At 59.2% G+C, this 21,076-nt stretch carries 15 protein-coding genes; 8 read left to right on the top strand and 7 right to left on the bottom strand.

All coding sequences use genetic code 11. The features are described 5' to 3' along the window. Nucleotides 1-30: 30 nt before the first annotated feature. Nucleotides 31-2,292, bottom strand: coding sequence for a glucosylglycerol-phosphate synthase (gene ggpS, locus DT594_RS13565; protein ID WP_149333183.1), 2,262 nt, complete (start codon nucleotides 2,290-2,292; stop codon nucleotides 31-33). After that, a complete protein-coding gene (locus tag DT594_RS13560) occupies nucleotides 2,276-3,583 on the bottom strand; it encodes an MFS transporter (RefSeq protein WP_149333182.1) in 1,308 nt (435 codons plus the stop codon). Before DT594_RS13560 ends, ggpS begins: the two co-directional genes overlap by 17 nt. Nucleotides 3,584-3,814: 231 nt before the next feature. Between DT594_RS13560 and DT594_RS13555 the strand changes: the two genes are divergently transcribed. The 3 genes from DT594_RS13555 (at nucleotide 3,815) to DT594_RS13545 (ending at nucleotide 5,172) form a co-directional block, all read left to right on the top strand. After that, nucleotides 3,815-4,105: a hypothetical protein gene (locus DT594_RS13555; RefSeq protein WP_143520327.1), complete on the top strand. Its 291-nt coding sequence runs from the start codon at nucleotides 3,815-3,817 to the stop codon at nucleotides 4,103-4,105. A 65-nt stretch (nucleotides 4,106-4,170) separates the two neighbouring features. Continuing rightward, the gene (locus tag DT594_RS13550; RefSeq protein WP_149333181.1) at nucleotides 4,171-4,638 is read left to right on the top strand and encodes a flavodoxin family protein; all 468 of its coding nucleotides are present in this window, start codon (nucleotides 4,171-4,173) and stop codon (nucleotides 4,636-4,638) included. Between the two features lie 57 nt (nucleotides 4,639-4,695). After that, a complete protein-coding gene (locus tag DT594_RS13545; RefSeq protein ID WP_246164641.1) occupies nucleotides 4,696-5,172 on the top strand; it encodes a SprT family zinc-dependent metalloprotease in 477 nt (158 codons plus the stop codon). 154 nt (nucleotides 5,173-5,326) lie between these two features. Here the strand turns inward: DT594_RS13545 and DT594_RS13540 are convergent, their stop codons facing one another. Together DT594_RS13540 and DT594_RS13535 are read right to left on the bottom strand one after the other, a co-directional pair. Continuing rightward, complete coding sequence (locus tag DT594_RS13540) at nucleotides 5,327-6,436, bottom strand: DUF5610 domain-containing protein (protein ID WP_246164640.1); 1,110 nt, start codon at nucleotides 6,434-6,436, stop codon at nucleotides 5,327-5,329. A 144-nt stretch (nucleotides 6,437-6,580) separates the two neighbouring features. Then, a complete protein-coding gene (locus DT594_RS13535) occupies nucleotides 6,581-7,759 on the bottom strand; it encodes a CaiB/BaiF CoA transferase family protein (RefSeq protein WP_149333179.1) in 1,179 nt (392 codons plus the stop codon). Between the two features lie 243 nt (nucleotides 7,760-8,002). On the opposite strand from DT594_RS13535, the gene DT594_RS13530 reads away from it, so the two are divergent. Then, complete coding sequence (locus tag DT594_RS13530; protein WP_149333178.1) at nucleotides 8,003-8,842, top strand: sulfurtransferase; 840 nt, start codon at nucleotides 8,003-8,005, stop codon at nucleotides 8,840-8,842. A gap of 6 nt (nucleotides 8,843-8,848) precedes the next feature. Here the strand turns inward: DT594_RS13530 and DT594_RS13525 are convergent, their stop codons facing one another. Further along, entirely contained in the window at nucleotides 8,849-9,622 is a 774-nt protein-coding gene (locus tag DT594_RS13525; protein WP_178091526.1) for a spermine/spermidine synthase domain-containing protein, read from the bottom strand. A gap of 111 nt (nucleotides 9,623-9,733) precedes the next feature. Here DT594_RS13525 and DT594_RS13520 point away from each other — a divergent pair, with 111 nt between their 5' ends. Beyond that, nucleotides 9,734-11,086 (top strand): class II 3-deoxy-7-phosphoheptulonate synthase, encoded by a 1,353-nt coding sequence (locus tag DT594_RS13520; protein ID WP_149333176.1) that lies wholly within the window; start codon nucleotides 9,734-9,736, stop codon nucleotides 11,084-11,086. A 275-nt stretch (nucleotides 11,087-11,361) separates the two neighbouring features. Here the strand turns inward: DT594_RS13520 and DT594_RS13515 are convergent, their stop codons facing one another. Beyond that, nucleotides 11,362-11,652 carry a GIY-YIG nuclease family protein gene (locus DT594_RS13515; RefSeq protein WP_149333175.1) on the bottom strand — a complete coding sequence of 97 codons (291 nt, stop codon included), beginning with the start codon at nucleotides 11,650-11,652 and terminating at the stop codon, nucleotides 11,362-11,364. Between the two features lie 184 nt (nucleotides 11,653-11,836). Here DT594_RS13515 and DT594_RS13510 point away from each other — a divergent pair, with 184 nt between their 5' ends. Both DT594_RS13510 and DT594_RS13505 read left to right on the top strand, forming a co-directional pair. After that, on the top strand, nucleotides 11,837-13,669 hold the full coding sequence (locus tag DT594_RS13510; protein WP_149333174.1) for an ABC transporter ATP-binding protein: 1,833 nt from the start codon (nucleotides 11,837-11,839) through the stop codon (nucleotides 13,667-13,669). 497 nt (nucleotides 13,670-14,166) lie between these two features. Continuing rightward, nucleotides 14,167-15,789, top strand: coding sequence for a Vgb family protein (locus DT594_RS13505; RefSeq protein WP_149333173.1), 1,623 nt, complete (start codon nucleotides 14,167-14,169; stop codon nucleotides 15,787-15,789). A gap of 391 nt (nucleotides 15,790-16,180) precedes the next feature. Here DT594_RS13505 and acnA read toward each other — a convergent pair whose 3' ends face one another. Continuing rightward, nucleotides 16,181-18,916 (bottom strand): aconitate hydratase AcnA, encoded by a 2,736-nt coding sequence (gene acnA, locus DT594_RS13500; protein ID WP_149333172.1) that lies wholly within the window; start codon nucleotides 18,914-18,916, stop codon nucleotides 16,181-16,183. Nucleotides 18,917-19,070: 154 nt separating this feature from the next. Here acnA and DT594_RS13495 point away from each other — a divergent pair, with 154 nt between their 5' ends. Next, nucleotides 19,071-20,630 (top strand): methyl-accepting chemotaxis protein, encoded by a 1,560-nt coding sequence (locus DT594_RS13495; RefSeq protein WP_149333171.1) that lies wholly within the window; start codon nucleotides 19,071-19,073, stop codon nucleotides 20,628-20,630. Nucleotides 20,631-21,076 lie beyond the last annotated feature (446 nt).

The following is a 21,076-nucleotide window of genomic DNA, read 5'->3' as shown; positions in this document are numbered from 1 at the left end:
CCCTTGTTTTGTCTTAACCCTTGTTTTGTCTTAACCCTTGTTCAGAAACGCCTCACCTTCACGGCGGCTATCCTTGACGGCCTGCAGGAACTCATCCCCCCAGCGCTTGATATCGTTGTGCTGCACCACGCCAAACATCTCGCGTACGCGCGCTTCGCGCTCAGCCCGCCCGAGCGTCAACCCCAGATAGAGCGTATCGCGCATATCATGCGGATCGTGCGGATTGGTCAGCAAGGCGCCATGCAGCTCGGCCGCCGCGCCGGCAAACTCGGACAGAACCAGTACACCGCGACCCTCGCACAAGCCCTGGGTAGCGACGTATTCCTTGGCAACCAGATTGAGACCATCGCGCAACGGCGTAATCCACATCACGTCAGCCATCAGGTAATAGGCAATCAGGTCGCGGAACGGAAAGGCCCGGTAGAAGAACTGCACCGGTGACCAGCCAACCCGCGAGAACCGGCCATTGATGCGACCCACCGCCTGTTCGATCTGCGCCAGCAGCGTTTCGTAGATGGTCATCTCGCGGGCTGCCGGGACGCAGATGGTTAATAGCGAGACTTTACCAATCAGCTCGGGATGCGCGTCCAATAGTGCTTCGAAAGCCAGCAGCTTGGCCAGAATGCCCTTGGTGTAATCCAGCCGCTCAACCGAGAGCACCACGCGTAAGCCTTTCAGCTGCTCGCGCAATTCCTGCATCTGTGCCTGGCACTCGGGCTCGTCAATCACGCTTGCAACCCGGCCTACGTCCAGCCCCACCGGATGCGCGCCCAGGCCGATATGCCGGCCATGCACAGCCATGGTCCGGGTCATGTTGTCCAGCCCGACCGCGCAACCATAGGTGAGAAACCGCGGCGCGCAGCCCTGGGTTTCCAGCACTTCTACCGGCGCTACGCCGCGCACCACATCGACAAAGTTCTCCGACTGCCGGGGAATGTGAAAACCGATGTAATCGCACTGCAGCAGGCTGCCGATAATCTGTCGGCGCCAGGGCAGCACGTTGAACACGTCCGCCGAGGGGAAGTAGGTATGGTGAAAGAACGCGATAGTCAGGTCCGGGCGCAACGGACGCAAAAATGCCGGCACCATCCACAGGTTGTAATCGTGTAGCCAGACGACCGCGCCTTCAGCCGCCTCGGACGCAGTACGCTCGGCAAACAGACGGTTCACCTTGAGAAATACCGCCCAATCCTCCTCGCGGAAAATCGCCCGCTCCCAGAAGGTGTGCAACGTGGGCCAGAAGGCTTCCTTGGAGAAGCGCTTGTAGAACACGTCGACTTCTTCCTTGGTCAGCGCCACCCGTGCTGCAACCAGATTCGGATAACGCTCATCATCGACCTTGGTATGCACCTCAAACACCCGACCCTGGCGCGGATCGTGGATCGACCAGGCCACCCAGGAGCCGCGCTGCTCGCCGGAAAAGAAGCTCATCAGCGTGGGCAGAATACCGTTCGGCGAGGTGTGCGGTCGACGTACCAGCTTGCCCTCTTCCATGGCCTCTTCATAAGGCAGGCGGTGGTAGACCATGACCAGGTCGGCCTTGCCCTTGATGCTCAGCTCCGGCAGTTCGGAAGACACCCCTTGCGGGCCAAGAAAGCCAAAATGCCCGAAGGCTTCAAGGATGCCGCCGCAGCCACTCAACCGCGCATGCAGAACCTTGGCGCGGTCTGCCGTGGCATCAAGCAGCGCGGTCTCGGACTCACCAACGCACACGCCCTTGAAGCCCTGCTCGTACATCGACAGGTCATTCAAGGTATCACCCGCGACCAACACCTCGTCTTCGGACACCGCAAGATGCTCAATCAAGCGCCGCAGGGTGCTGCCCTTGTTCACCCCTGCAGGTAGACAGTCCAGGTACATATCAGCGGAATACAGCAGATCGCAACCCAGCGCTTTGACAGCCTCGCGCACTTCCTCCGTTACCGCTCCCGCATCACAGAAGTAAGAACAGCGCCGCTGCTGCGGCACCGTCTGCCGATCAATTCCAGGAAACTCGGCCATGCGCGCCGCTACCACCTGCTCACCTGGCCAGGTGGCTTCGATTTCACTTTGCAGCGGGTACACCGGCTGCAACGTGTGGCCGTCGACCAGCGTCGCCCCAACATCACAGATGATGTAATCCGGGCGCGGAATCGCCGGGTCCGATAACAGCGGCACCACTACCTCAAGGCCGCGACCAGTGACAAAAATCAACTGGATGTCAGGATGCGCGTCGATCAGCTGATATAAACGTTGGCGGTTGTCAGGATCACCGCCGAGGAAGGTTCCATCAAGATCAGTTGCCAGAATCATCGGCGTTACTCCTGTTGGCTGCCGGTTTAATTGTAGACTCGCTGTCAGCGGTTGAAGGCGAGATGTCGGTTTCCGCGTCTTCCAGCATCATTTCCAGCACGGCTGGCGACGTGCGAACCATGGGCACGTAATGTGCTGCGCTATCGACGATGCGGTCCTTGCCCAGCCGCGATTGCTGCAGCGCATATAGCCCGCAGAGCCCGAACATCAGCGTAAAGAACAGCGGTAGCGCCATGGCCGAGGTGAGCCCCATCAGCCAGCCGGCCAGCGCCGGACCTACCGCAGCGCCAACGCCATGCAGCATCAATAACGAAGCGTTGCCGGAGAGAATATCTTCGTGATGGAGGTGGTCGATCAGATGCGCAACGGCCGCAGGGTAAACCGCAAATGCGCCACCGCCGAATAGCGCGGCAGCGACCAGCAGCCACTGTCCCATCGGGCCGAATAACGCCATACAGACTCCGCCGGCGGCGGCAACCCCGGCGATAATCGCCAATGCCAGCCGCCGATCTACCCGATCGGAAAGAATGCCCATCGGCCATTGAAACAGCGCGCCAGCCACGATCACTACAGATACGAAACCTGCTACCTGCGTCGCATCCATGCCCATGCGTCCGGCGTAAACCGCACCAAGCCCCCAGAATCCGCCCATGGCCAGACCTGACAATGTCGCTGCAGCGCAGGCTACCGGAGCGGCAAGCCACAAGCGCTTGAGAGACAGCCCGGGGGTATCGCTTATGACCGGTTGGCTCAGCTTGGTGGCGGCCACAGGCATCAGTGCGACGATGATCAGAATGGCAGCGACCGCAAACAGGCTGAAGCCCATTGGGCTGTCCAGCCGCAACAACTGCTGGGCCAGTGCCAGCGCCCCAAGGTTCACCGCCATATAGATCGCGAATACCTGTCCGCGTCGCTCCGGCGGCGCCTGGGTATTCAACCAACTCTCAATGACGGTATAGATCCCTACCAGAGCGGTACCGGTCAGCACACGCAGGAACAGCCATACGCCAACATCGATCAACAGCACATGGATCAGCACTGATGCGGCAGCGGCGGCGGCAAAAAAGCCGAACGCACGCACATGCCCCATGCGCCGAATAAGCTTTGGGCATAGCCAGGTACCAACAATAAAACCAACAAAATAAGCCGAGCCCAACAGGCCCAGCGTCTGGTCTGCAAAACCTTCGCCACTGCCGCGCAGGGCCAGCAAGGTATTGAGTAAACCGGTGCCCAGCAACAGCAGGGCGATACCACACAACAATGCTGCAATAGGCAGCAATATGATCATCATGGAGCCGAGTCCTTATGGGTTGCTATCGGTTCCAGACAGAGGGGGTGCAAAAGTGCTGTCAGCTCTAAGCTGATCGAAAATAGTAAGTATTTCTGGCTCTTATGAAAAAACCATACCCCATCGAGCAGGCGCCCGCCACCGCTAATCCGCACAACAATATTTCAATTCAGCCGCTGCAAGGCGTTACACTGGCGGCACCATCAACCGCCCTATCTGCATCACGGACCCGCCATGCACAGCGTGAATAATTTTGCCCGCCGACTGTTCAGCCCCCTGCTCACGCCCCTTGAAGGTGGGGATCAAGCGTATACCTACACCCCCCGAGCACGGCTGATTTTATGGGTGGTTGGTCTGCTATTTCTCGGGTTGGGTACCGCACTGGCGGTGTTTATCCCGCGCGGGATTGATGTTGCGGTATATGTACCTATTGGCGTGTTCTGTCTGGTCGGACTTTTCGCCATCGTGGTCGCCTGGCTGGGTACCGAACGCGCAGTGGCCAAGGTATGGGGTAATCGGCGCTAGGCGTCCCTCGCCGCGTGCCAGGTCTAGCCTGAGTGCGCACATGCCATCGACTATGGGAGAGCCGCATGACTGAAAAGCATTTGCTGATCGTTGCCCATGCCCCGTCGGACAACACCCGGCGCTTGGTCGAGGCGGTCCTTGAGGGTGCGCGTCATCCTGAAGTAAGCGGCGTAAACGTGAGCTGGAAGCCACCGCTGGAGGCGCAGCCGGACGACGTTTTGCAGGCCGATGCGATCATCCTGGGTACGACCGAGAACCTGGGCTATATGAGCGGCGCGCTGAAGGACTTTTTTGACCGATGCTACTACCCGGTACTGGAGCAAAAGCAGGGCCTGCCCTGCGCTCTGTACATTCGTGCAGGCCTGGACGGGACCGGCACCCGCCGCGCGGTGCAAAGTATCGTCACTGGCTTGCGCTGGGAATGGGTACAGGAGCCTGTAGTATTCAAAGGTGACTGGCAGGAAGATTTTGTTGCGCAAGCGCAAGAACTGGGGCTGACCGTGGCCGCCGGTCTTGAAGCCGGTATTTTTTGACCCTGTGGCGTTGCCAGGCCGCGCCCTCATCTTATAATGCGCCCCATGGATAAACTCATGGCGCGTCTCGAACACTGCTACCAGCTCGCGGAAACCCGGTTCAATCGCCGCTTTCCACGTCCGCGGGTGGATATTGACCTGCGCGGGCAGCGCGCCGGTGTCGCTTATCTGGGCCGCAACCTGTTGCGCTTCAATGGGCAGATGTATCGCGATCACAGTGAAGATTTTCTGCAGCAAACGGTGCCGCACGAAGTAGCGCACCTGCTCGCCGATCAACTGTTCGGTGCACGCATCCGTCCGCACGGGCCGGAATGGCAGAGCATCATGACCGGGCTGTTCCAGCTACCCGCGCAACGCTGCCATGATTACCCGGTCAAACGCCGTGGCACCCGCTATTACTACCGCTGTGGTTGCCCGGCAGAGGTGCACTTCACCCCGCAGCGCCATGCCTGGGTGCAACGTGGCAGGCAATATCAATGCCGCCGCTGCGGCCACTTGCTGCATTTCACCGGCCAGCAGGCGTTTCACAGCTGATTCCTTTTCCCGGCATTTCCAGCACTTCTGCTATTTCCGTCATTCACGCCATTCCGTCATTCCCGCACAGGCGGGAATCCATTCTGACCTTCCGAAGACTACCCAGGGCATGCCCCTGATCGCCTCGACCTCCCGCAGACAAACGCCAGCAAACTTACTCGCTGTCAACTGCCTGCTCGGCAGGGTTCTCGACTTGCCCCTTGAGGCCTTCAAGTAACAGATCGTTGAGGCTCATGGCCTTGTCCAGCCGGCCTTGGTCAAAGCGGTCGTCCATCGCCATACCGCCCTTGAGCAGATCACGCAGCAAATCGCTGGGTGACGAGGTCAGGTCGTTGGCCGTGCGCAGGGCCTCAAGCAAACCATCGGCATATTCACGCAGGTCGCTGTTCACCGCACTGGAAGGCGCTTCCTGGCCAGCTACCCGACCATAGGTTTCATTCACCTGGCGCACACTGGTCTGCGTCAGGTTGAGTGACATGGACGCCAACTGCCCGCCGTCCAGGTTCAGTTCCAACGCGCGGTCAAAGGCGCCTGCGTAGTCGCCAGAATAAAACTGATCCGACAGGCCCTGTACTTCGCCGAGCAACTGCTCCAGCGCCTTGCGTTCCTGATCGTTCAGATCGCCTTCGACCTCCACCTGCCAGCCGCCAACCTGGATACTTTGACCCTGCGCCTGGGTGCCACCCGCCTCTACCTGGCTGCTGGATGCCCTGGACGACGCCTGAGCCACGCTGATACGCAAACGGTCACCCTCGCGCGTGGTGACGGACAGATCAAAAGTCTGGGACTGCGCCTCGAAACGGCTGGCATTGGCCGACAACGAGGGCTGGTTTGCGTCGCTCGCCTGCGGTAGCAGACGCTCGGCCATGTCCTTCATGCCGGTCTGAATCAGCTCGTAGGTCTTGTCGATATCAGCGGCAATGTTGCCGCCCAGCACCCCCATGCCATCGAGAATCTTGCGTGCTTCTTTGAAGCCCTGCTCTACGCCTTTCGCGGCCTGGTCATACATTTTCTGCAGTTCGGTAGTGTCCGCGCCCGCGGCCTTCTGCGACTCCAGCCGGCCACCGATAAACCCCAGAATACGTTCAGCAACCTTGGCTGGCGCAAAATCGTCTGCCTTGCCGTTCAAGCTGGCCTTTTCCAGGCCCAGTCGTTCGGCCAACCGATTAGCCAGGGTTTGCTGCGGATCAAGGCGCGGCATGCAGTTGGACGTGGATGCGTTCTGACGCACCATACCTGGCTGAATGGAGTTGAATTGAGTCATCGATACCTTCTCCCGGATGCATATCCAGTGAATGAACACCCGCATTGGATGTCCGGCTAATGAGTGGTTATCGGCCAGCATCAGGAAAAATTCAGGACCATTGGTCGGATGCTTCTCAACAGCGCATCTTGTGTATCGCCAGCCTTAGCCGACCGCCCTGGCTGCCCGCAAGGCAGCAATTTCCTCTGGCGTTAGACCCATGCCCAACAGGATCCGTTCCGAATCCTCGCCCAGGGCCTTACCACCATGCCTGGGGATACTCGCACCACTACCGAATACGATCGGGCAGGCCATTTGCGGTTGCATGACGTCGCCAACCGGCACCTGCTGCACCACTCCACGAGCCACCAGCTGCGGATGTCGTGCGGCTTCCTTCAATGACAGCACTGGTTCAACACAGGCATCCACCCCGGCAAACTGCTCGCACCAGTGGCTGAAATCATGCTGCAGGAACGCGGTGGTGAGCTCGGCCTTGAGCTTTTGCTGATCACTCTTGCTGGCGGACAAACCGGTAGCCGCCAATTCCGGCCGACCCAGGGTTTCGCACAATGCTTTCAGAAATTGCGGTTCGAGGCTGCCGACGGCCATCCAGCGACCGTCTCGGGTGCGATAGTAATCATAGAAGCTGCCCCCATTGAGCATGGTGCCTTCCAGCTCGGGTTCCACCTCGGCCGCAAGGCACGCGGCTCCCGCCATGGCATTCAGGCTGAATACACAATCGGTCATGCTGATGTCCACATGCTGACCTTCACCAGTGCGCTCACGATGCACCACGGCTGCCAACAGGCCCGCCACGGCGTGCAGCGACCCACCGGCCACATCCGCCACCTGCATGCCCGGCGGCACCGGCCCATCATCCCGCCTGCCGGTATAACTGGCCAACCCGGACAGCGCCAGGTAGTTGATGTCATGCCCGGCGCGGTCTCGATAGGGCCCGGTCTGGCCATAACCGGTTATAGACACATAGATCAACCGCGGATTGATGGCCTTGAGCGCCTCATAGCCCACGCCCAGTTTATCCATCACACCCGGACGGAATTGCTCGATCAGGATGTCGTACTCGGCAATCAATCCGCGCACGATCGCCTGCGCCTCGCGAGCCTTGAGATTAAGCCCGATGGAGCCCTTGTTGCGGTTGAGGTAGGCATGGCTGGTGGATACCCCGTTTACGTGGGGCGGCAACATGCGCACCAGGTCCACGCGCTCGGGTGATTCCACGCGCAACACCTCGGCGCCCATGTCGGCGAGCATCAGCGAGGCAAAGGGGCCGGGTAACAACGTGGAGAAGTCGAGGATCTTCAGTGATTCCAGCGGGCCGGGCATGTCGCCTCCTTTCGTCGATTAACTGCCGTTGAATGAACAGGTTGACCAGATTCCTTGGCTCGACAGTTTGGCTGAGCTGGTCATGCAACCGTTCTCCAGCATAGCGATGCATGCTCGCGACCCATATGGCAGGTAAGCCAGAATCAGGACGAAGTAGCAGAATATGACGTTCTCACCAATAGTGCGCTGCCACCACACATATGCAGCTACACTGGCCAATCAGCTTCTTCAGGAGACCGGCACATGTCCCAGCTTATCGATATCCACGCCCTGGCAAAACTGCTTGATGACCCAAAGCTATGCCTGATCGATTGCCGCTTTTCACTGGACCAACCGGATCAGGGTCGTTTCGATTATGCCGCTGGCCACATTCCCGGCGCGCGCTATATGCATCTGGATAAGGACTTGTCTGCCAAGGTCGTTCCTGGCATCACCGGGCGCCATCCGCTTCCCGATCCAGAGGTGCTGCAAGCGCGGCTGCAACGCATCGGCCTGAATAATGCTGATCAGGTGGTGGTCTATGACGACGGCGCCGGTTTGTTTGCTGCTCGTCTGTGGTGGTCGTTGCGCTGGCTTGGCCATACAAGAGTCAAGGTCCTGGACGGTGGGTTTCAGGCCTGGACTACCGCTGGCCTGCCGGTAAGCCAGGAAACGCCGCGCCCGGCGGCAGAAGGCAATTTTCAAGGCCAAGCGGATAACAGCAAGCTGATTGATGCAGCGGAAATTGCCCAGCGCCTGGAGGACTCATCGCTGCAGTTGCTCGACGCCCGCGGTCCAGCACGCTATCGCGGCGAGGTGGAACCGCTGGACCCGGTCGCCGGGCATATTCCTGGTGCGGCCAATCTGCCGTGCGCCGAGAACACACTCGCCGATGGACGCTGGTTAACGCCGGAACAACTCAAAACCCGCTTTGCGCCCTGGCACGACAGCGGAAAAGAACTGGTAAGTTACTGTGGGTCCGGCGTAACCGCCTGCCACAACATCCTCGCCGCCGTCGAGGCCGGACTGCCAGAACCCAAATTGTACTCGGGCTCCTGGAGTGAATGGATTACCGACCCACAGCGCCCTGTCGCTCGGGGCTGAGCCGGATTAGTCGATAACCGGCGCATCGCTCGCGCGGCGTAGCGCCTCGATATACGGGCGCAGCGAATAACCCAGCTGCGCCTCCAAATCATCCGCCCAGCTGCGTAATGCCAGCTTTTCCAGAAACAACTGCCCACTGGCGGGTATGAATAACAGGATGTTGCCCTCCTCGACCGGCACCTGCAGATACTTGTCGCCAAACAGCTGCTCCAGCATGCGCCCGGCATAGGGGTTACCAGTGTTGCCCAGCTGCCATTGATTGATGACCAGCAACCCGCCGGGCCGCAGTGCCCGGTGACAGCGTTGGAAGAATTCGGCCTGCAGCTGCAAGCGCGAAATACCCCCTTCCATATACAGATCAACAAACAGCAGATCGCAGCTGGCCGGTGATTCGTTGATGTACTGCTCCGCGCAGCCAATCTTGATTTCGAGCCGCGGATCTTCGCTCAAGCCCAGCCACTTGCGACCCGCATCTACCACCGCCGGGCGCAACTCCACAGCAGTCACCTGTTGCGGCTGAAAATGCTTGAGCAGGCAATTAGCCAGGCTGCCACCGCCCAGTCCGAGCAAGGTCACTTGCTGCGGCCGGTTCTGCCAATACAGCGCAAGCAACATGGCCCGCGTGTAGTCGTACTCCAACCAGGCGGGATCCGCCTCAAAGCAGCAGCTTTGCTCGGTCTGTTCGCCAAAATACAGAAAGCGGTAACCTTCCGATTCGGTTACACGCAGCACACCGTAATCGTCACGAATGGCTTCGAGCAGGCTCTCTTCATTACTCATCGAAAAAGGCCTCAAAGCGTTGAAAACACGCTTGAAAAAAGGGATGGGCTGTCTGAATGTCATGACTCAGAGTACCATTGCAGCACTTCAATACCCAATTCAAGAGACCACATGACCGCACCCTGGACCCCCGACAGCTGGCGCAGCAAACCGATCATTCAGCAACCCACGTATGCCGATGCCGATGCTTTGGCGCAGGTTGAAAGCACGCTGGCGAGTTATCCGCCGCTGGTATTTGCCGGGGAAGCGCGTGAATTGCGCCGCCAGTTTGCTGAAGTCACCCAGGGCCGCGCATTCCTGTTGCAGGGCGGCGACTGCGCCGAAAGCTTTGCCGAGTTCTCCGCACCGAAGATTCGCGATACCTTCAAGGTACTGCTGCAGATGGCTGTGGTCATGACCTTTGCCGCCAGCTGCCCGGTAGTCAAGGTTGGGCGCATGGCCGGGCAGTTTGCCAAACCGCGTTCGGCCGATGATGAAACCCAGGGCGATCTGACCCTGCCCGCCTACCGTGGCGACATCATCAACAATATAGCCTTCGAAGCCGGCGGCCGCGCCCCCGATCCGCAACGGCTGTTAATGGCCTACCACCAGGCCACGGCCACTTTGAACCTTCTGCGTGCCTTCGCTTCCGGCGGCTTTGCCAGCCTGGACAAGGTGCATCAGTGGAACCTGGATTTTATCGCCAACTCCGCGACCAGCCACCGCTTCGAGAACCTCGCCAGCCGCATCGACGAAAGCCTGGCCTTTATGCGCGCCTGCGGCGTCGACCTGGAACACAGCGCACAGCTGCGCGAGACCTCCTTTTTCACTGCGCATGAAGCGCTGCTGCTGAACTACGAACAAGCCTTCACCCGCCAGGACAGCCTCACCGGCGACTGGTATGACTGCTCCGCGCACATGCTCTGGATTGGTGACCGCACGCGACAGCCCGGCGGCGCCCACGTGGAATTCATGCGTGGCATCAATAACCCCATCGGAGTCAAAACCGGCCCCAGCACGGATCCAGAAGAGTTGCTGCGGCTGATCGACGTGCTCAACCCGGAAAACGATCCGGGCCGGCTGAACCTGATTGTGCGTATGGGTGCAGACAAGGTTGAAGCGCATATGCCGCAGCTGGTGCGCGCCATCGAACGCGAAGGCAAGCAGGTGCTGTGGAGCTCTGACCCGATGCACGGCAACACCATCAAAGCCTCCAGCGGCTACAAAACCCGCGACTTCGCCAGCATTCTCAAGGAAGTGGAACAGTTCTTCGCCGTGCACGAGGCCGAAGGTACCTGGGCGGGTGGCATCCATATCGAGATGACCGGCCAAAACGTCACCGAATGCATAGGCGGCGCCACCCCGGTAACCGAAGCCGGCCTGTCGGACCGCTACCACACGCACTGCGATCCGCGGTTGAATGCGGACCAGTCGCTGGAGTTGGCGTTTATGATTGCGGAAACGTTGAAGAACGCGCGGCGGTAAGTTGATCGAGGCGGCTCAGGGGCAATTGCGTCAGCTCACAGTCCGCTTGGATTCCCGCCTGCGCGGGAATGACGGTGCTGGAGATATGGCCAGAGATTGTTTGAACTGGAGCTGTGCGAATTTGCGGGAATCACCAGATGCTCAGGCATACCACCCTACTTTCCTGTTACCCCGTCATTCCCGCGCAGGCGGGAATCCAAGCGGTGTATCAGACAGACTTATGTTCCCACCCCTGTAGACCGCCAAGCTCTCTGAGGATCACATCCAAATACCCCCTACTCGCAAATCTCCTCCCACAAATCCCGCCAAGCCAAATTCCGCTCCTCAATAAGCCGCACCTTCCACGCCCGATTCCACTTCTTCAAACTCTTTTCCCGACCGATCGCCGCCTGCATCGTCTCGTGCATCTCATACCAGACCAACCTCTTCACCCCGAAACGCTCAGTGAATCCGTCAGCAACACCCTCCCGATGCTGCCAAACCCGTTGCACCAGATTCGACGTCACCCCGATATACAGCGTGCCCTGTATACCCGAAGCCATCATATAAACCGCAGGCAACCTCATACCCGACCTCCCTGTCAGCAAAACCCAATCCTACCCCCACACCCAGCCAAAGACCGGAATCACCTCACAGAATGAAGGTGAACCAGTACAGTCCTGCACATGCGAACCCATCTGTACTCTTGAGCCAGCCCAACACGACCGCGCATAATACCGGCCCCCTCGCCGCACCCGCACAGGCCATTTCATGTTCCGCTGGTTTGAACAACGACTGAACCCCTTCCCCTCGGACGAACCCCAGGAGCCGCCGCGCACGCTGCTGGCGTTCTGCATGTACTTCACCCGCGGCAGCTGGTTGTATCTGAGCATTGCCGCGGTGCTGATGGCCGGGATCGCGATTACTGAAGTGTGGCTATTCAGCTTCCTTGGCAACATCGTCGACTGGCTCTCGGTACAGAACCGCGAGACCTTTATTCAGAACGAAGGCTGGAAGCTGGTTGGCATGGGGCTGATAGTGCTGTTGCTGTTGCCGCTGATGATTCTCAGCAACTCGCTGGTCAGCCACCAGACGCTGATGGGCAACTACCCCATGCGCATCCGCTGGCTGGTGCACCGTTATCTGCTCAAGCAGTCGATGGCTTTCTATCAAGATGAATTCGCCGGGCGTATCGCGACCAAGCTGATGCAGACCGCGCTGGCCGTGCGTGAATGCGTGATCAAGCTGATCGACGTGCTGAACTACGTAGTGGTCTACTTCCTCGGCACGCTGTTGGTAGTCGGCATCGCCGATTGGCGCCTGACACTGCCGATGATCGCCTGGATGCTCGGCTATGTGCTGCTGATGCGCGTGTATATCCCGAAGATGGGCAAGGTCGCCGAGCGTCAGGCCGATGCGCGTTCGGTGATGACCGGTCGGATTGTCGACAGCTATACCAATATCCAGACAGTAAAACTGTTCTCCCACTCACGGCGCGAATCGACCTATGCCCGCGAAGGCATGGACGGTTTTATGGTCACGGTGTACCGGCAAATGCGCCTGGTCACCCAGGTCAACTTCCTGCTCTATATGCTCAATGGTCTGCTATTGGTCAGCGTGACCAGCTTGGCGATCTGGCTGTGGCTGAATGAAGCCGCCACTATTGGTGCGGTCGCGGTGTCCACCGGGCTAGTGTTGAGACTCTGGGGCATGTCGCAGTGGATCATGTGGGAGCTGTCGGCGCTGTTTGAAAATATCGGCACCGTGCAGGACGGCATCAACTCCATCTCCCAGCCGCAGATCGTACAGGACGTGGAAGACGCCCCTGCGCTTAAGGTCGAGCGCGGCGAGATTCGCTTTGATCACGTGCTCTTTCATTACGGCAAGGACCAGGGCGTATTCGACGACCTACACCTGACCATCAAACCCGGCGAAAAGATCGGTCTAGTTGGCCGCTCAGGCGCCGGCAAATCAACCCTGGTCAATCTGCTGCTGCGTTTTCATGATGTCGAAGGCGGACGCATTCTGATCGACGGTCAGAACATCGCCGAGGTCAACCAGGAGTCGTTACGCCAGCATATCGGCATGGTCACCCAGGACACCTCGCTGCTGCACCGCTCGGTACGCGACAACATTCTCTACGGCCGCCCCGATGCTGACGAAGCCATGCTGATCAAGGCCGCCAGGCAGGCGCGCTCAGATCACTTCATCGCCGAACTGGAAGACGCCAAGGGCCGCACCGGCTTCGATGCGCACGTGGGTGAGCGCGGCGTCAAACTCTCCGGCGGCCAGCGCCAGCGTATCGCGATTGCCCGGGTGATGCTCAAGGACGCGCCTATTCTGATTCTTGACGAGGCCACCTCGGCATTGGACTCAGAAGTCGAAGCCGCAATTCAGGACAGCCTCAATACCCTGATGCAAGGCAAGACCGTCATCGCCATCGCTCACCGTCTGTCTACCATCGCGGCAATGGATCGGCTGATTGTGATGGACCAGGGTCGGATTATCGAAGACGGCACCCATGCTGAATTGCTCGCCCAGGGCGGGCTTTATGCGCAGTTGTGGGCGCGGCAGTCGGGTGGCTTTTTGGGCGAGGATGTTTAACCCGCCCTTCCGCCCCCCCGAGCTCCGCCCCACGCCGTCATTTCCGCTTACGTCGTTCCCGCCCACTGTCATTCCCGCTCCGCCCCGTCATTCCCGCTCAGGCGGTAATCCAAGCGGTCTCGCAGCTCACATCACCATGTCAGCCAGCCGAGAAGCCAAATGGATCCCCGCCTTCGCGAGGATGACGGTGCTGTTAGCTCGTGGTATCAACCCGTAGCTACCGCGCTTCCAATACCCCCCAAAAGCAACCGCAGCCCTCACTCCGCCATTTCCACCCCACCTTCATCTCGCCCAACGTTACTCCTTCCCCACCCAGACCATTCCCGCCCGGGTCATTCCCGCCCAACGTCATTCCCGCGAAAAGGGAAATCCATTTGAACGGCCTCCCCAATCACTCACCCCGCCCTATCCCCCATCATCAATCCCGCCCATAAAACCCACCCTTAGCAAAATTCCCAGCTAAGATAGAGCAATTACACTAAAAACAAGGACGCCCCATGAAAGCCACTTTCTCCATTACGCTTCTGGCCAGCCTGATCTCCGCCAGCGCCTTCGCCTCCTCCTACTCAGCACCTCAGCCCCTCGTCGCCCCGTCCGAATTCAAAGGCGTGCACGGCCTGGCGGTGGACCATCAGGGTCGCCTCCTTGCAGGCAGTGTGGTCGGCAACAGTATTTATCAGGTAGACCCGGACAATGGCGAGGTCAGCACCTTTATCGGCCCAGACCAGGGCCAGGCGGATGACATCGCTATCGGCCCGAATGGCGAGATGGCCTGGACCGGCTTTTATTCAGGCCAGGTGTTGTATCGGGAAAATGACGATGCACCTGTACGCGTCCTCGCTGAAGGCAAGCCAGGCATCAACTCCATCGCTTTCAACCAGCAAACCGGCAAACTGTTCGCCAGCCAGGTGTTCCTCGGCGACGCGCTTTGGGAGATTGACGTCAAGGGTGAGTCCGAACCGCGTTTGATCAAGAAAGACATGGGCGGCTTCAATGGTTTTGAAGTAGGCAAGGATGACTGGGTGTATGGCCCGCTATGGTTCAAAGGGGAAGTCGTCAAGATCAACCCGGTAGATGGCGAGATGAAAACGGTGGCTGACGGCTTCGGCACCCCGGCTGCGGTGAACTTCGATTCCAAGGGCAACCTCTATGTGGTCGACACCTTAAGCGGCCAGTTGATGCGTGTAGACATCGCCACCGGTGACACCGAGCTGGTGGCTGAGCTCGACACCGCGCTGGACAACCTGGCCATCGATGCACAGGACCGCATATACGTTTCCAACATGGCGGATAATGGCATTTCCCAGGTCAACCCGAGCACCGGCGAAGTGCGCGTTATCACTCAGGGCGAGCTGGCGGTACCTGCGGGTATTGCGCTGGCGGAAGATGGCAAAACCCTCTACGTCAGCGATGTGTTCGCCTTTCGCTCGGTAGATACAACCACCGGCGAGGTGCATGATATTCGTCGCGCACATGGTTCAGACGTCGAGTACCCCATCGCAGTTGGTCTGGGTAAAACGCGGCTACTGCTGACCAGTTTCTCCACCGGCACCCTTCAGGTTATCGACCGGGATGGTCACAGCACCATCCGACTGATCCACGGCTTGAACGCCCCTTCCGATGCCATTGAACTGCCCGATGGCAGCATCGTGGTTAGCGAGCTGGCAAGCGGATCACTGGTGCATCTCAGTGGTGCCGAGTTGGATAACAAACGTACGCTAGCCGACGGACTACAAGGTCCGGTACAGATGATTCTGGGCCAGGACGGACAGATTTATCTGACTGAAGCTGCGGGGTTCCTGACCCGAGTGGATCCCGCCAGCGGTGAAGTAAAGCGTGTTGCCGAACGCCTGCTGATGCCGGAGGGGTTGGCACAGACCGCCGATGGGAATTTCGTTATCGCGGAAACCGCCGCGCAGCGTCTGATAGGTTTGAATGTTGAAACCGGTGAACGTAGCACCCTGGCGGAGAATCTACCCATAGGCTTCCCCGCCGGCCCCGGCATGCCGCCCAGCGGGATTCCGACTGGGGTCGCGGTGGCGGCTGACGGCACAGTATATTTCACATCTGATGTGGATAATGGGTTGTATAAGATTGAGCTTGAGCCGGCCGGGAGTTGAGGCTGGCTTGCTGGCGAACCATGCCAAGGTCAAAATGGATTCCCGCCTTCGCGGGAATGACGAGGTGAGATGCGGGGAACGACGAGTTGAGTATCCAGGAACGACGAGGTGGGCGCGCCAACTCCCCGTCCTCCCCGCGAAGGCGGGGATCCAAGCGGACTTCCGTCTGGCACAACCACTGACCCAAAACACCAGGCCGTATGGATTCCCGCCTGCGCGGGAATGACGAGGTGAATGCGGGAATGTGTGGGGGCTAGGGATGCCAGTGGGGGATGGGAACAACGAGGCGCGCGCACCAAGCCCCGTCATCCTCGCGAAAGCGGGGATCCATTCGGCTTTTTTGTTTGGCCCGGCGGCTGAACCCAACCGCCGGGCCAACTGAATGACCGCCTTACCCCTCGGCAATCAACTCGCGCAATACAAAGTGCAAAATGCCACCGGCCTTGAAGTAGTCGATCTCATTGCCGGTATCAATACGGCACAGCACCTTGAAGCTGACCTTCTCGCCGTCAGGCCGCGTGGCAGTCACGTTCAGCGTCTGGCCGGGCCGCAGGTTGTCATCAATACCCTCGATATCAACCACTTCGTGCCCATCAAGCATCAGCGCGCCAACGTTCTGCCCATCCACAAATTGCAGTGGCAGCACGCCCATGCCTACCAGGTTGGAACGGTGAATACGCTCGAAGCTCTCGGCAATCACCGCCTTGATACCTAGCAGATTGGTACCCTTGGCTGCCCAGTCGCGGCTGGAGCCGGTCCCGTACTCCTTGCCCGCAAACACCACCAATGGCGTCGCATCCTGCTGGTAGCGCATCGCGGCATGATAGATGGACATCCGTTCGCCGCTTGGCGCATGGATGGTCTCGCCGCCCTCTTCACCCCCCAGCATGCGGTTGCGAATACGGATATTAGCGAAGGTACCGCGCATCATCACTTCATGATTGCCACGGCGCGAGCCATAGGAATTGAAGTCTTCCGGATTCACACCCAGGCTTTGCAGATATTCACCAGCAGGTGAGCTGGCCTTGATATTGCCCGCAGGGGAGATATGGTCTGTAGTGATCGAGTCGCCGAACACGGCCAAGACACGCGCTTGGTTCACCGGCTTGAGCGCCTGGATCGGCTGGTCGATCTGCTCGAAATACGGCGGATTCTTCACATAGGTGGAGTCCTCTTTCCAGGCGTAAGTCTTGCCCTCGGCTACCGGAATAGACTGCCAATGCTCGTCGCCGCTGAACACATCGGCGTAGCGCTCACGGAACATGCTGTCTTCCACCAGGGCCACGGCCTCGGCAATCTCAGCATTGCTTGGCCACAGATCGCGCAGGAACACCGGCTTGTTGTCCTTATCCAAGCCCAACGGCTCTTCGGTCAGATTCATCCGCGTATTGCCCGCCAGCGCGTAAGCCACCACCAGTGGCGGTGAGGCCAGCCAGTTGGCTTTCACATGCTGATGCACCCGGCCTTCAAAGTTGCGGTTGCCCGACAGCACGGAAGACACCACCAGATCATGTTCGGTAATCGCATTGGCAATGCTCTCTGGCAACGGGCCGGAGTTACCAATACAGGTGGTGCAGCCGTAGCCGACCAGATTGAAGCCTAGCTCATCCAGGTATTCGGTAAGACCGGCCTTGAGCAGGTAATCCGTTACCACCTTCGAACCGGGCGCCAGCGAAGACTTGACCCAAGGCTTGCGCTGCAAACCACGCTCCACTGCCTTTTTCGCCACCAGACCAGCGGCCATCATGACCGTCGGGTTGGATGTATTGGTGCAGGACGTAATCGCTGCAATGACCACAGCGCCGTGGCTGAGCACATGCTCTTCGCCGTCGAGCTGCACCAGGGCATCCTCGCTGGTAGAACCTACTGCGGTCCCACCACCGCCCTCGCCTTCCAGCCGCGACTGTTCGTTATCCACCGGCCGAATCTGCAGGCCCAGCAGTTCATCAAAGGCCTTGTGCACATCGCCCAGCGCTACGCGATCCTGCGGACGACGCGGGCCGGCAAGGCTGGCTTCGACGTCGTTCATGTCCAGGTGCATGCTGTCGGTAAATTCGGGCTCATGCCCGGCTTCGCGCCACATGCCTTGAGCCTTGCTGTAAGCCTCTACCCGCGCGACCACGTCATCCGGGCGACCGGTCAGGCGCAGATAACGCATGGTTTCATCATCCACCGGGAAGAAGCCGCAAGTAGCACCGTACTCCGGCGCCATATTGGCAATGGTCGCGCGGTCTGCCAGTGGCAGTTCCGCCAACCCATCACCATAAAATTCAACAAACTTGCCCACTACACCCTTGCCGCGCAGCATCTGCGTCACGGTCAGTACCAGATCGGTAGCGGTCATGCCTTCGCGCAGTTTACCGGTCAGCTTGAAGCCGACCACCTCGGGAATCAGCATGGATACAGGTTGGCCGAGCATGGCTGCCTCGGCTTCGATACCACCGACCCCCCAGCCCAGCACGCCCAGGCCGTTAACCATGGTGGTATGCGAGTCAGTGCCCACCAGCGTGTCCGGATAGGCCCAGTGCTTACCGTTTTTTTCTTCAGCCCAGACGCTCTGGGACAGGTATTCCAAATTCACCTGATGGCAGATACCCGTGCCCGGCGGCACGACGCGAAAATTATTAAACGCCTTCTGACCCCAGCGCAGGAATTCATAGCGCTCGCCGTTGCGCTGCATTTCCATCTCGACGTTGTCGTTGAAGGCGCTGTCATCGGCAAAGTGATCCACCATCACCGAGTGGTCGATCACCAGATCTACAGGCGACAGGGGGTTGATCTGCTGCGGATCACCACCGGCCCGCGCCACCGCATCGCGCATGGCGGCCAGATCGACTACCGCGGGAACGCCAGTGAAGTCCTGCATCAACACCCGTGCTGGGCGATACTGGATCTCACGGTCTGACTTTTTGTTCTTCAGCCAGTCGGCCATCGCTTGAATATCATCGCGCGTGACCGTTTTACCGTCCTCGTGACGCAACAGATTCTCAAGCAAAACCTTCAATGAGGTCGGCAGTCGGCTCAGGTCGCCTAACTGTTCTGCTGCCTTGGGAAGCGAATGGTAGGCATACTCATGCTCGCCTACTTTCAATGTGCTGAGCGTACCCAGGCTATTTACATCAGACATAGTTATCTCCTTTATCGGCCGGCGACTGAGTGCCGCTTATCATATTGGCTATGCTTCACCCTAAATGGCCATGCCAGATACCGCAACCTTCGCTCAAGATGCACGAGCACAGGCCGATATAAAGCATAGCCGAACAACCAGATACGGAACCCTAATGCGCAACAATCAGCCAGTCACACAGCGGGAACGGACGTTTAGTGCCGAGCAACGCCTGATCTCCACTACTGACCTTAAAGGCAAAATCATCTACTGCAATGATGCTTTCGTCGCCGTCAGCGGGTACGACCGCCATGAGCTGATTAACAGTCCGCATAATATGGTCCGCCATCCAGATACCCCCGCCGCAGTTTTTGCCCACATGTGGAGTTACTTGCAGAGCGGTAAGAGTTGGATGGGCATAGTCAAGAATCGTTGCAAAAACGGTGATCATTATTGGGTAAATGCGTTTGTCACTCCCATCTGGGAGAACGGCAAGGCCGTAGGCTATGAATCCGTGCGGGTGAAAACCAATCAGGCACAGGTCGCCCGAGCGGAAGCGCTGTATAACCGCCTGAACAAGGGTAATAAAGCCGTCGTCATCGATTGGGGCAATATCATTCGCGGTGTATTGCCCGCCGTCACGATTGCCGCAGGCGGCGCTGCAGTCGGCATGTTCCTTGAGGGTTGGGGCATTGCCCTGGCCGCGGCCATTGCACTGCCGGCTGGCTTTGCCTTGAAAGCCTTTTATGACCAGGGTCTGCAGCGCGCCCTGTCGGTCGCGGATAACAGCATCGATGATCCCCTGCTCGCGACCATGTACACCTCCCAGCAAGGGGTAACCGGCCAAATCGAAATGGCGCTTCTGAGCCAGCAAGCACGTCTGCAAACCTGCCTGACCCGCGTACTGGACAGCGCCGAACAGCTCAAGGCTCAAGCGACTGAAGCCAGTGAACTGGCTACCCGCAGCCATGACGGCCTCAACCAGCAGCGCATTGAAACTGACATGGTCGCTACCGCGATCAACGAAATGGCCGCTGCCACACAGGAAGTTGCCGGCAATGTGCAGCGCACCGCTGAAGCCACCCGCGATGCCAACCAGCTCTCCGCGCACGGCAAAGCTGTCGCCAGCAAAACGCGCGAAGCCATCGAGATTCTTTCTGCCTCCGTCAGTTCCGCCGCCACGGTGTCATCGCAATTGGCCAGCGACGCACAGGAAATCGGCAAGGTTGTCGATGTGATCAAGAGCATCGCCGACCAGACCAACCTGCTCGCCCTCAACGCCGCCATTGAAGCCGCCCGTGCCGGCGAACAGGGCCGCGGGTTTGCCGTGGTCGCCGACGAAGTCCGCGCCCTTGCCAGCCGCACCGCAGACTCCACCGAACAGATTCACGGCCTGATAGGCAACTTGCAGACGGCGGCAAAACGCGCGGTCGACACCATGCGCGCCGGTCACGAACAGGCTGACCGCGGCGTTGCTCAGGTGATAGAAGCAGACGAGGCGCTGGACGGCATTCGCGCTGCAATCGAACGCATCAACGACATGACCGGCCAGATCGCCAGCGCAGCCGAAGAGCAGAGCGCCGTTGCCGAGGAGATCAACCGCAACGTCAACAACATCTCCGGCCTGGCCGACACCACGGCGACACAAGCCCAACGCAGTGCGGTGCTGAGCAATGAGTTGGCAAGTACTGCTGCGCAGCAGGCGGCATTGGTGGAGCGGTTTAACAAACGCTGAGAAAGAACGAGGAAGCGGCCCAGGGGCATGGATCCCAAAGCCGCCTACCCTCATCGTCCCGCCGGCCAGTCATTTCAGCTGCACCGTGCCCACCTCAAGCCCGTCGTTCTTGCCCCGCACCGGTCATTCTCGCCCCCCTTCTCATCATTCCCTCCTCCACTCCCGTCATTCCCTCCTCCACCCCGTCATTCCCGCCTCCACCCCGTCATTCCCGCGAAGGCGGGAATCCATACGGCCTCGCGGCAGACTTCGACTCACTCGCCAAACGAAAAACCCAATGGATCCCCGCCTTCGCGAGGATGACGACAGAAAGAACGCATCTCCCCCATCCCAACACGTCTTCCCGCTGTAGTGGTCAACTGATTCCGGACAGTGGATAAAGTTTTTCCTCTGCCCTGGCAGGTGCTAAACCATCATTGAATTGATGTGGTCTCAGCCAGTTGTAG

This window comes from Halopseudomonas laoshanensis (assembly GCF_008365385.1).
GTDB classification, from domain to species: Bacteria; Pseudomonadota; Gammaproteobacteria; order Pseudomonadales; family Pseudomonadaceae; genus Halopseudomonas; species Halopseudomonas laoshanensis.
The sequence above is the reverse complement of the archived record's forward strand: the minus strand, read 5'-3'. Positions and strand labels throughout refer to the sequence as shown.